Genomic DNA, 11,689 nt, shown 5'->3' with positions numbered 1-11,689 from the left:
GCTTGTCCTCCTTTATCTTGATCGTTACTGAGTATGTAATACTCGTAACTCCTATACATCTTATAGGAGTTACGAACGTTTGTACATGCTTAAATTAACTCAACCGGCCACAGCAAAGGGTTTTCCATTAATTGCTTGAAGCGATTCGTAAACGCAACGGCTGTTCCTCCGTCCGCTACACGATGATCAAAGGACATCGACATGTTCATCATCGAACGTACCGCAATTTCATCATTTTCCATCACTACAGGCATTTTCTTTGTTTTGTGAAATGCGACAAGCGCCGTTTCAGGATGATTAATAATTGGAGTGGCTCCTACGCTTCCGAGCGGGCCAACATTGCTAATCGTGAACGTGCCCCCTCTCAAATCAGCAACCGTAAGCGCTCCTTCTTTTGCTCTTTTCGTCAGGTCCTTTAGCTTTGTATGCAGTTCACGTATAGACAGCTGATCTGCCCGGTGAATAACAGGAACAATTAAACCGTCCTCCGTATCTGTTGCAATTCCAATATTATATTCCTTTTCCAACCGAATGACTTCGTTGTCTTCATCTAGCTTCGCATTGAAGACTGGAAATTGTTTTAATGAAACGGTTAATGCTTTTATGAAGAAGGCAACAGCTGAAAGATGAATATCCATCGTCTTCAAATTCGTTCGGTATGAAAGAAGCTCGGTTAAATCGACTTCTTCAAAATGAGTAACGTGAGGAATCGTATAAAGTGACTGCGTCATTTTTTTCGCGATTTGTTTGCGGCGGCCTCTAAACGGAATCACATCGTGCTGAGCGACCGGTTCTTTTTCTTGATGAGCGTTAGGTGCTGGTGTAGGGTCTTGAGGTACATTTTCTTTTTCGACAGCAGGTGCTGCTTTTTGATCTCGTTCTTTCACAAAATCATAAATATCTTTCACAGTAATTCGTCCGACTGGACCAGTTCCTGTGATTTCGTTAATATCGACGCCAAATTCACGAGCGATTTTCCTCGTGTAAGGGGCAGCAATAATGGTCTTTCGAGCACCTTTTACAGGAGCTTCCGCTTGAGGTTTAACGCTAACTGACGTGGACGGTGATTGACTAACAGGTGTAGCCTCGACCACTCTTTCGTCGCGTTCTTCTCCCATTAACACGATTAGCGTCGTACCAACTGAAACGGTTTTTCCGCAATCCACCATAATGTCTTTCACTTTCCCAGCAGCTGGGGACGGAAGCTCCGCGACCATTTTATCAGTCTGTACTTCGACAAGGGGCTGATCCACCTTCACCGTATCGCCCACTTTTACTAAATAATGAATAATTTCTCCTTCTGTCATTCCTTCTCCAATATCATGAAGCTTCACTTCAACCAATGTATTCCCCTCCTAAAAATGAACGACTTTTTCGATAGCCTTTAGTACACGCTGAGGTGTTGGTAAGTAATGTTCTTCGAGTGCAAAGAATGGAACAGGCACGTCAAACCCTGTGACACGTTCAATGGGTGATTTCATATAAAGAAACGACGTATCATTAATAATGGAAATTAAGTCATTTCCAAGTCCTCCTGTTTCGTGCGCTTCATGGACGATGACCGCTCGGCCCGTCTTTTGAACAGATTCCGCAATGATATCCTTATCAATTGGATAGAGGGTACGCAGATCGATGACGTCCGCTGTTATCCCTTGCTTTTCAGCTTCTTCCGCTGCCTTCATCGCAACCGGAATCATAGCTCCCCATGCGATAATCGTTACGTCATCTCCGTCTTTTAGCTTTTTCCCTTTTCCGATCTCAACCGTATACTTTCCTTCTGGAACTTCATCACGAACGGCACGGTAAATTTTCATGGATTCTAAAAATAAAACAGGATCTGGATCTTCAATCGCGGCAATTAAAAGTCCCTTCGCATCGTAAGCAGAAGATGGGCAAACGACCTTAATGCCCGGCATATGCGTGAACAATGCTTCAACGCTATCTGAATGAATTTCCGGTGCGTGAATGCCCGCTCCATACGGGGCACGAATGACCATTGGAACCGTATATCTTCCCATCGTGCGCATTCGAATTCGTGAGACGTGCGTCATAATTTGCTCGTAGGCTGGATAAATAAACCCTAAAAACTGCATTTCTGCCACCGGTTTAAAGCCATTAACCGCAAGCCCAACGGACGTTCCAATAATGCCTGATTCACTAAGCGGCGTATCAATGACACGATCTTCCCCGAATTGCTCCTGCAAGCCTTCTGTTGCGCGGAACACACCACCATTTTTACCGATGTCTTCTCCAAGAAGTAGGATACGATCATCTTCTTCAAGCATTGTTCGAAGACCATCCGTTACCGCTTGAACAAGCGTTAGCTGCTTTGTTTTCGTGCTACTGTCTGCGTGACGATCCATATTCATTACCATCACCCTTCCCTCCTACTAAATTGAAGATAATCCTCTTTTTGCTTAGCAATTGTCCAGGTCGGTTTTTCAAACGTATAATCGAATAAATCATGAACATTTGGCGGTGGATAGCTTTCCATTTCTTTTACCGCGCTGTCTATTTCACTCGCTATCTCTTGTTCAATCGTTTCCATCCACTTTTCATCCCATAAATCATGGACCTTCATATAACGCTCAAGGCGCATCAGTGGATCTCTCGTTTCACGAATTAATGTGCTGTCTGATTGATCACGATACTTCGTAGGATCATCTGCGGTCGTATGCGCGCCGTATCTCCACGTCATTGCTTCAATGAGCGTAGGTCCTTCTCCGTTCCGCGCCCGTTCTAAGCCTTCTTTTACTTGAAAATACACGGCAAAAATGTCGTTTCCGTCCACACGGACACCCGGTATCCCGTAAGCCACTGCTTTTTGGGCAATCGTATCCGAATTCATTTGTTTTTGAATGGGAACCGAAATGGCGAACCCATTGTTTTGATTAAAGAAAATGACAGGTGCTTTAAACACGCTCGCAAAGTTGAGACCTTCATGAAAGTCACCCTCTGACGTCGCACCGTCACCAAAGTACGCAATCGCAGCATTTTTCGTTCCTTTGCGTTGCTCTGCCATCGCCGCACCTGCCGCATGCGGAAGCTGCGTTGCAATTGGTACAGCAGGAGGAAAGATTTTTTTCCCTTCTTCCGGTACACATCCTTCAACGCGTCCGTTCCAATATAAATACGTGCGTGCCATATTCGCGCCAAAGGTTAACGTTGCGCCGTGGTCACGATACGTAGGAAATACCCAATCATCCTTGCCAAGTGCGAGTGCACTTCCAACCTGTGAGGCTTCCTGCCCTTCGAACGGGGCATATGTTCCAATGCGTCCCTGTCTTTGAAGGCTTATTGCTTTACGATCAAACGTACGAATGCGAAGCATATGATAATAAAACGTTTTGATCAGGTCTTCTGTCATATCTTGTTTGTAGCGTTCATCAATTAATTGGCCATTTTCACCGATAACTTGAAACATTGAGAATTCTGACGTCATCTTATCACCTCATAAAAAATTATTTGCGAATCTCCCATTTTGGGCGTTTCGTGTGCGTAAAAAAGCTGTTATGCTCCTTGCGATCTTGAATACGTTTTTCACAGAAGCGATCCGCTGCTTGGCTCGTGGTGATATCATCTAGATCTGCCTGTTTGTAAATTTCCAGTAGTGACGTATAAATGGATTTCGTTTTCGCTAACACGCGCTCTTTGTTGTACGTATAAAGCTCATCAGCTACTTGAATGAGTCCACCTGCATTTACGATGTAATCAGGAGCATATAAAATACCTTTTTTCTTTAACGCCTCACCGTGCTTTTGGAGTAACAGCTGGTTGTTTGCTGAGCCAGCCACCGCTTTGACTTTTAGTTGATCGATTGTGTCATCGTTTATAATTCCTCCGAACGCACATGGAACAAATACATCTGCTTCAGCTTTGTATACGTCGTTTTTTTCAAGAAATTGTGCTGTTCCTCCAAGCTCTTTTGCTCGTGCTTGAATTCCTTTTACAGCCTCTTCGTTAATATCACTCACATACAAATCAGCACCTGCTTCTAGCAATTGCTCAGCCACCTTGTATCCTACTTTGCCAAGTCCTTGAATAATGTAGGTTCGACCTGCCAAATCATCTGTTCCAAAGACAACTTTGTTCGTCGCTCTTAACCCATACACAACGCCAAGAGCTGTTGGAACAGAGGAATCCCCTCCTCCTCCGTACGCTTCTGGAACGCCAACAATGCAGTTTGTTTCTTTCGAGGCTGAAATAAAATCCTCCATGGACGTTCCCATGTCTGTTCCTGTATAGAATCGACCATTTAACGAATCGACAAATTGGCCGAAAGCCCGAAATAATGAAGGGGACTTATCTTTCAAAGGATCACCGATGATGACGGCTTTCCCGCCACCAAAATCAACATCTGCAGCCGCACACTTATACGTCATTCCTCGTGATAAACGAAGAACATCCTCTAACGCCTCATCCATTGAACTGTAAGGAAACATGCGACACCCACCGAGCGCTGGACCAAGCGTTGTATTATGAATCGCAATGATTGCTCGTAAACCAGTCGATGGATCATTACAAAAAACAATCTGCTCATGACCATGCATTTTATCTAACAACGTTTCTTGTTCGTACCCTATATGTTTAATCATCTCTTATGCTCCTCCTAAAAAGAAAACGCTTACATAATTAGTTTTACATATTCGTAGAATTATTGAATGGACTCAAGGAGTTTTTGCTGAATATCTGCTTTTGGTAAAATTGCTTGTTTCACTTCCCCCACCCCAATTAACCCCCGCTCATTTCGCGCCTCTACTTTCGTCACAATAATGCTTCCCTTAATTTCCGTTACGGTCGCCACTACTGTCACAGTCGTTCCTTCTCCTGTCGGTGCTATGTGCTTAACTGAAACAGCCGCGCCGATCCCTTCCTCACCGTCTTCTAAGAAAGGCAAAATGATTTTACGTGAGGCCCATTCCATGTGATACACCATTGAAACCGTTGAGTATGCTGGATGTACGACACTTCCTTCAAACTGAGCAAATTGCTCGGCCGTGACTGTTGCCACCACTGTTGCTACATCTCCCACCTTCATTCCGCGTTTCATGTTCTCACCCTTTCATCGCTAAAAATTATCTTTTTAATTAGATTAATTAAATTATTCAGAAAACAATTCACTTTTAATATTACCTTATCAAAAACATTTACAACATAACAAAATGAATAAATTCATGCTTGTTTTTGTTATGTTTTGAATAATTTTTATGATGATTTTCTTCATATTATAAATATGCATGTGTCCCTAAAATAAATGTTTCTGATTTTCATCCACAAATAAAAAATACTCCCTGTAAAAAGGAGTATCGTTATAAAGAAAATGAGCCGAGCTCTTGCAATCTTTTCATCATTTGTTGCTTCGCTTCATCCATCATTTCGTCAAACAACTGCTGAACAGTTGGCGTGCTGGAAATAAGTCCTGCTATTTGCCCACTGTTTACAAATCCGTTTTCAAAGTCACCTTTCATTGCCCCTTCAACATGCTGTGCTTCCGATGTTAACTCCTGATACTGCTCACTAGTTATGCCATGCTGTTCGTTTTTCACTAGTTTATGAACATACGAGTTTTTTAGCACCCTTCTGACTTTACCAACAGACCGTCCGACAATCACCGTATCCGTATCGGCTGCCTCTATTAATCCTTTCTTATACGTATTATGAACAGGGGACTCTTTCGTTGCAATTAATCGCGTACCCATTTGTACACCGCTTGCTCCGAGCATGAGAGCAGCCGCAAGCCCTTTTCCGTCACCAATTCCTCCTGTTGCAAAGACCGGAACCTTCACTTGCTGCACAATTTGTGGAATAAGTGTAAACGTCGTTAGCTCCAGACTAGAGTTAATTCCAGCTGCTTCATATCCTTCAGCTACTAGCAAATCAGCGCCTGCTTCCTCTGCTTTTTTTGCATGTTTGACCGAGGCGATCACAGCAATGACGTGTATCCCATGCTCATGAAACATAGAGATAAACGGCGCTGGGTTTCCAGCCGATAACGAAACGACCGGAATTTGATGCTTGATCACCAGATGAATCATTTCGTTTAGATACGGTGTTACTGTAATAGGAATATTTATTGCAAACGGCTTTTCTGTTTTACGCCTTGTTTCTAAAATAATGCCTTCTACCTCTTCTGGAGTCATCGTTCCGCACCCGACCGTACCAAGTCCTCCTGCATTTGATACTGCCGCTGCTAGCGGGGCGTTACTAATGTTCCCCATCCCACCTTGAATAATTGGATAGATTAGACCAAATTTTTCTAAAACATGTTTCACTTTTACCCCTCCCCTTTTTAATAATGTTATAATAGAGTAAAAAGAAAAACAATTAAGAAAATTTAAAAAGGAGGATTTCAATGCTTATTTCATATAAAGAACATACGCCTCGCATTCATGAGAGCGTCTTTGTGGCACCAGGCGCTTATTTAATTGGAGATATTACCATCGGAGAACAGTCAACAGTATGGTTCAATGCCGTTCTACGCGGAGATGAAGATGCGATTGTGATTGGAAAACGTTGTAGCATTCAAGACAACGCCACGATTCACTTATTTGAAGGATCTCCTGTTTTCATTGAAGACGACGTCACGGTTGGTCATAACGTTATTCTTCACGGTTGTAAGGTCGGCAAGCGCTCGATCATTGGAATGGGTTCTACTATTTTAGACGGGGCAGAAATCGGAGAAGAATGCATTATTGGTGCCAATACGCTCATTCCTTCTGGTAAAAAGATTCCTCCTCGCTCCCTTGTCGTAGGCTCTCCAGGAAAAGTCGTCCGGGAGATTGGCGACAAAGACGTGGAGCTTATTAACCTTTCCATTAGCACCTATGTTCAAAAGGGCATTGAGTTTAAGGAAATCCTTGATTAATAGAAAAGCCCTCCAACAGGAGGGCTTTTCTATTAATCTCTCGTTCGCTGTTCACTAATTAGCGGATGATAGCTTGCATCATAGCGCTGATCCTTTTGCTTCAGATCATTTCCTTCTTGAAAAATCTCCTCAAAGAACCGATTAGCAGGCTCCGCTAAAAGCTTATAATACTGACTAAACAGCAGTGAGGCATGATTGCCGTTCCACGGAGATGGCAAAAGTTCCTCCGGTAACCCGGGATCAACGAACAAAAATTTCCGGTATTCATGAACGATGTTTGTTCGTTCGACGAAGCATTCTGCATCTGTCATCTCGCCGCTTTGCATCATACTTTGATGAACGATGTAGCGCTTGCTGTAAGTTGTAATAAACTGCTCGTACTTTTCTTCAATTTCACCTAGCGACCAGCTTCGCTCGACAAGAGATTGGCTTTCGCTCGGTCCTTTGTATTCCATCAGGAAAAAGTCCACGTACGGTTTAATATCATATTTATCGAGTAGCAGATTCACTTCTTTGTCTAGATTGTTCGGAGAAATCCAGCAGCCGCTTGAAAAGCTTCCAAATCCGCTCCAGAGAAGCTCTTTTTTAAACTCATCGCGAATTTGCCGCTTATCTTCGGGAATGCTGTAAATGACCATACGCCACTTTCCATCCCACTGATGTGGATTTAGCTTAAATATTCGTCTGGCTGCTTCTTCCATTCTCGTCACACCACGTGGAGTTAAGAAATAGTAGCTTTTGTTTCCCTGCTTTTCAGACTCTACCCAACCTTGCTTCATCATACGCGAAACGGCCACGCGAACAGCCTGCTCATTATGTCCAAACTCCTTAAGCAACCCAATCAAGCTTCCAATCCAGATTTTGTTGCCATAATGGCGAATATAATCACCGTAAATTGTAAAAATCATTGATTGTGTATTCGTACTCATTTGCATTCACTCTTTCCATGTGTACAGCACCTTGTTTCCGCTGAATAACTAAAAATCTATTATTATCATATCTGATACTTCACAATTGTCGCAACAATTAAAAATACGGAAAAAGGGAGCGGATTGGCTGGATTCCTTCCTGGTCGATCCAATCCGCCTTATCGTCTTTATTAATACTGCACGTTCTTCTGTGACAATTCTTCTCTAAATTGATTCCTCAACGTTCTCTACAATCATCGAAATTCCTTGTCCTACCCCTACACACATTGTCGCAAGACCGTATTGAACGCACTGTTTTTTCATCTCATGAACAAGCGTCGTTAAAATTCGCGCTCCGCTTGCACCGAGCGGATGACCGAAGGCAATTGCCCCACCGTTGACGTTCACTCTCTCTCGATCAAGCTCAAGCTGACGAATGCATTCTAACGATTGAGATGCAAACGCCTCATTCAGCTCCACTAGACCTAAGTCGTTTACGGTCAACTTTGCACGTTGCAGCGCTTTTCTCGTTGAAAAGACAGGACCTATTCCCATAATAGACGGCTCAAGTCCAGCTGTTGCTCCTACAACGTATTTTGCTAGCGGCTTTAACCCTAGCTCCTCGGCTTTTTCTCTGCTCATAACAAGCAAAGCAGAAGCACCGTCATTAACTCCTGAAGCATTTCCGGCCGTAATCGTCCCGTCTTGGAAAATAGGCGCTAGCTTACCTAGCTTTTCTAGCGTCGTATCTGGTCGAGGATGCTCATCCCTATCAACCACAACCTCGTTTCCTTTTCGATCTCTATACGTAACTGCCACTAACTCATCTGCAAAGCGATTCGTCTCCATCGCTTTTTTGGCTCGCTGCTGACTTTCAAACGCAAACTGATCCTGATCGCTTCGTGACACGTTAAAGCGCTTTGCAACGTTTTCAGCCGTTTGCGGCATTGAATCCGCTCCGTGCATTTTTTCTAACTTCGCATTTGTAAAACGCCAGCCGATCGTCGTATCATACATTTCCATATTGCCACGCGGAAAATCTTTGCTTGGTTTTGCCATCACAAACGGAGCGCGAGTCATGCTTTCTGTACCACCGGCAATGTACATATCACCTTCGCCAACCGCAATCGCTCTCGCTGCATACATAACTGCATCGAGTCCAGATCCGCATAGACGATTAATTGTCGTACCAGCCACAGAAGTCGGCAGTCCTGCTAGCAATGCTGACATACGGGCAACGTTCCTGTTATCTTCACCTGCCTGATTGGCATTACCAAATACAACTTCTTCAATCTGATCAGCAGGAAGGTTAGGATTACGATCAAGAAGCGCTTTAATGACAACCGCTCCTAAATCATCCGGACGAACGTCTTTTAACCCTCCTTTGTAGCGACCAATCGGTGTGCGAACCGCATCAACAATGACGACTTCTCTCATTTTTTCATCATCTCTTTCTCGGTAGTCGTGTAATCATAAATTCCTTTTCCGGTTTTTCTGCCTAATCTCCCTGCTTTTACGTATTGCTCAAGAAGCGGTGCAGGACGGTATTTCTCCCCTAGCTTTTTATGCAGGTAGCGGAGGTTATTTAAACGAACGTCAAGCCCAACAAGATCCACGAGTTCAAATGGTCCCATCGGATAGTTCAGTCCTAGCTTAATCGCCTTATCAATATCTTCTGGAGATCCGAGCCCTTCTTGAAGCATATAAAACGCTTCATTGCCTACTAAAGCGCTGATACGGCTTGTCACAAAGCCAGGAAATTCGTTAATCACGACCGTTTCTTTGCCCATTTTTTCCGCTACCTCTTTAATAACCTGTGCCGTTTCATCACTTGTCTCTAACCCTCGAATAATTTCAACGAGAGGCATTTTATGTACAGGATTGAAAAAGTGCATCGCAATGGTTTTTTCAGGACGATTTGCATAGGACGCAATCTCTGTTGGGCTCATTGTAGATGTATTTGTCGCAAAAAAGCAGTGCTCAGGCGCATGTTCCTCAAGTGTTTCAAACACTTGTTTTTTGATTTCTTCTTTTTCCGGGACAGCTTCAATTACTAAGTCCGCTCCGCTAACTGCATGACTCAAATTGGTGGAATAAAATAAATTCTTCTTTGATTCGTCTACCTGTTGAATCGTTAATTTTTGACGAGACAATCCCTTTTCAAAAATGCTTTCGATTTCATCCTTCGCCTTTTTAAGTGCTTCATCGTTTACGTCAACTAACGTAACCGTATATCCTCCTAGTGCACCAACATAGGCAATTCCTCGTCCCATCACACCTGATCCGACCACTACGATATGATTAATCATGAACATCCGCTCCTTTTCCCTTATGAAAATGAGTACGAATGGTTCTCTTAAAGACGAACGCTTCGTACTCATTGTTAAATCATGTTATACGCCGAACGGATTTAATGGACGGCTTCCGTAATACGAGATAATACTTTTTGTTTCTGTATATAAATCGAGTGTTTCCACGCAAAGCTCACGACCGAATCCTGACTGCTTGTAGCCCCCAAACGGCGTGCCTGGAAAAGCTGAGAACGGACAGTTGACCATCACAATACCTGCTTGAATTTGGTTCCCAACGCGTGTCGCACGAGCTCCATCCTTCGTCCAAAGCGCAGATCCAAGTCCATATTCCGTATCATTCGCAAGCTTGATCGCTTCTTTTTCATCTTTAAACTTCATCATCACAACGACCGGACCAAAGATTTCTTCCTTCACGGCCTTCATATCATGATTCACATCGACAATTACAGTTGGCTCATACCAGAAGCCATTTTCAAACCCTTCTACTTTTGCTGGTTTTCCGCCTGCTAAAATCGTCGCACCGTCTTCGATCGCTGATTTTACATATCCATCGATCACATCTAACTGACCTTGATCAATAATTGCCCCAATGTGCGTATCTTTATCAAAAGGATTCGCAAGCTTTAGCTTTTTCGTTTTTTCGACGAACTTGCTCACAAACTCATCGTAGATATCCTCGTGAACGTACAAGCGAGAGCGAGCCTCACACGATTGACCGGTGTTGTAAAAAATCCCAAATAATGAACCATCAACAGCTGCATCTAGATCCGCATCTTCAAACACGATATTAGGTGATTTCCCACCAAGCTCAAGCGTAACGCGTTTTAACGTTTGCGATGCACGCTCCATAATGTTTTTACCAATTGGTGTAGAGCCAGTGAAGGCTACTTTATCAACATTTTTATGCTCCACTAAATAGTTCCCAACGTCAGCACCAGAACCAGGAACAATATTAACAACACCTTCTGGAACACCAGCTTCTAGGCAGATTTCCCCTAAAACAATCGCCGTTAGCGGTGTAAGGGTAGCTGGTTTTACGACGACTGAACATCCTGCAGCAATAGCAGGTGCCACCTTCCAAGCTGCCATCATGAGCGGATAGTTCCACGGAATGATTTGAGCACACACTCCTACCGGCTCTTTCTCCGTATAGTTATGGAACTGACCTGGAACTGAATTTACCGTGCCACGATGCGCAACAATCGCACCAGCGTAAAATTCAAAGTCCTCGATTGCCTGCATGACTTGCCCTTGTGCCGCTTGAAGAGATTTTCCTGTATCTAAAATCTCTAGCTCAACAAGCTCATTGAAACGGGCGCGCATAATCGAAGCAATTTTATTAATGATACGAGAACGTTTATTAATCGGGTACTTTTTCCACTTGCCGTGATCAAAGGCATTTCGTGCCGCTTGAACAGCTTTTTCAGCATCGTCCTTTGTCGCTTTTGCTACTTCCGCAATAACCTCTCCAGTAGCTGGATTGTATGTTTTAAACGTGCCATGATTGCTGCTTTCGACTTTTTCACCGTTAATAATTAAATGATAAAAATTCCGTTTCATCACTGGCTTTTCTACTGCTGGATTTTGAACTGTCGACATATTAG

Annotated in this window: 11 protein-coding genes; 1 reads left to right on the top strand and 10 read right to left on the bottom strand. The window is 43.5% G+C overall.

Annotated features, from left to right (window positions below):
• Positions 1–89: 89 nt before the first annotated feature.
• The 6 genes from AMD01_RS00800 to AMD01_RS00775 all read right to left on the bottom strand — a co-directional run bounded on the left by AMD01_RS00800 (position 90) and on the right by AMD01_RS00775 (position 6,272).
• A complete protein-coding gene (locus tag AMD01_RS00800; RefSeq protein WP_083446359.1) occupies positions 90–1,343 on the bottom strand; it encodes a dihydrolipoamide acetyltransferase family protein in 1,254 nt (417 codons plus the stop codon).
• Between the two features lie 12 nt (positions 1,344–1,355).
• Complete coding sequence (locus AMD01_RS00795; protein ID WP_053399482.1) at positions 1,356–2,375, bottom strand: alpha-ketoacid dehydrogenase subunit beta; 1,020 nt, start codon at positions 2,373–2,375, stop codon at positions 1,356–1,358.
• Positions 2,375–3,442, bottom strand: a complete 1,068-nt coding sequence (gene pdhA, locus AMD01_RS00790) for a pyruvate dehydrogenase (acetyl-transferring) E1 component subunit alpha (protein ID WP_053399481.1) — start codon at positions 3,440–3,442, stop codon at positions 2,375–2,377. Before pdhA ends, AMD01_RS00795 begins: the two co-directional genes overlap by 1 nt.
• A gap of 19 nt (positions 3,443–3,461) precedes the next feature.
• A complete protein-coding gene (locus tag AMD01_RS00785) occupies positions 3,462–4,595 on the bottom strand; it encodes a Leu/Phe/Val dehydrogenase (protein ID WP_053399480.1) in 1,134 nt (377 codons plus the stop codon).
• A 59-nt stretch (positions 4,596–4,654) separates the two neighbouring features.
• The gene (locus AMD01_RS00780; protein ID WP_053399479.1) at positions 4,655–5,050 is read right to left on the bottom strand and encodes a thioesterase family protein; all 396 of its coding nucleotides are present in this window, start codon (positions 5,048–5,050) and stop codon (positions 4,655–4,657) included.
• A 259-nt stretch (positions 5,051–5,309) separates the two neighbouring features.
• Positions 5,310–6,272, bottom strand: a complete 963-nt coding sequence (locus AMD01_RS00775) for an NAD(P)H-dependent flavin oxidoreductase (RefSeq protein WP_083446358.1) — start codon at positions 6,270–6,272, stop codon at positions 5,310–5,312.
• An 80-nt stretch (positions 6,273–6,352) separates the two neighbouring features.
• On the opposite strand from AMD01_RS00775, the gene AMD01_RS00770 reads away from it, so the two are divergent.
• Complete coding sequence (locus tag AMD01_RS00770; protein ID WP_053399478.1) at positions 6,353–6,865, top strand: gamma carbonic anhydrase family protein; 513 nt, start codon at positions 6,353–6,355, stop codon at positions 6,863–6,865.
• Positions 6,866–6,897: 32 nt separating this feature from the next.
• Here AMD01_RS00770 and paaX read toward each other — a convergent pair whose 3' ends face one another.
• From paaX to AMD01_RS00750, 4 genes are all read right to left on the bottom strand, one after another.
• Positions 6,898–7,794, bottom strand: coding sequence for a phenylacetic acid degradation operon negative regulatory protein PaaX (gene paaX, locus AMD01_RS00765; protein WP_053399477.1), 897 nt, complete (start codon positions 7,792–7,794; stop codon positions 6,898–6,900).
• A 204-nt stretch (positions 7,795–7,998) separates the two neighbouring features.
• Positions 7,999–9,210: an acetyl-CoA C-acyltransferase gene (locus AMD01_RS00760; RefSeq protein ID WP_053399476.1), complete on the bottom strand. Its 1,212-nt coding sequence runs from the start codon at positions 9,208–9,210 to the stop codon at positions 7,999–8,001.
• Complete coding sequence (locus AMD01_RS00755) at positions 9,207–10,082, bottom strand: 3-hydroxyacyl-CoA dehydrogenase (RefSeq protein WP_053399475.1); 876 nt, start codon at positions 10,080–10,082, stop codon at positions 9,207–9,209. Before AMD01_RS00755 ends, AMD01_RS00760 begins: the two co-directional genes overlap by 4 nt.
• Positions 10,083–10,166: 84 nt before the next feature.
• Positions 10,167–11,684, bottom strand: a complete 1,518-nt coding sequence (locus AMD01_RS00750; RefSeq protein ID WP_053399474.1) for an aldehyde dehydrogenase family protein — start codon at positions 11,682–11,684, stop codon at positions 10,167–10,169.
• Positions 11,685–11,689: the final 5 nt, after the last annotated feature.

The sequence above is a fragment of the Priestia koreensis genome, assembly GCF_001274935.1.
Lineage (GTDB): Bacteria > Bacillota > Bacilli > Bacillales > Bacillaceae_H > Bacillus_AG > Bacillus_AG koreensis.
The sequence above is the reverse complement of the archived record's forward strand: the minus strand, read 5'-3'. Positions and strand labels throughout refer to the sequence as shown.

Bases quoted from the DNA above. Each gene is read 5' to 3' on its own strand.
- AMD01_RS00785 (WP_053399480.1), bottom strand. From the start codon at position 4,595: ATGATTAAACATATAGGGTACGAACAAGAAACGTTGTTAGATAAAATG.
- AMD01_RS00780 (WP_053399479.1), bottom strand. From the start codon at position 5,050: ATGAAACGCGGAATGAAGGTGGGAGATGTAGCAACAGTGGTGGCAACA.
- pdhA (WP_053399481.1), bottom strand. From the start codon at position 3,442: ATGACGTCAGAATTCTCAATGTTTCAAGTTATCGGTGAAAATGGCCAA.
- AMD01_RS00795 (WP_053399482.1), bottom strand. From the start codon at position 2,375: ATGGTAATGAATATGGATCGTCACGCAGACAGTAGCACGAAAACAAAG.
- AMD01_RS00755 (WP_053399475.1), bottom strand. From the start codon at position 10,082: ATGATTAATCATATCGTAGTGGTCGGATCAGGTGTGATGGGACGAGGA.
- AMD01_RS00770 (WP_053399478.1), top strand. From the start codon at position 6,353: ATGCTTATTTCATATAAAGAACATACGCCTCGCATTCATGAGAGCGTC.
- AMD01_RS00760 (WP_053399476.1), bottom strand. From the start codon at position 9,210: ATGAGAGAAGTCGTCATTGTTGATGCGGTTCGCACACCGATTGGTCGC.
- paaX (WP_053399477.1), bottom strand. From the start codon at position 7,794: ATGAGTACGAATACACAATCAATGATTTTTACAATTTACGGTGATTAT.
- AMD01_RS00750 (WP_053399474.1), bottom strand. From the start codon at position 11,684: ATGTCGACAGTTCAAAATCCAGCAGTAGAAAAGCCAGTGATGAAACGG.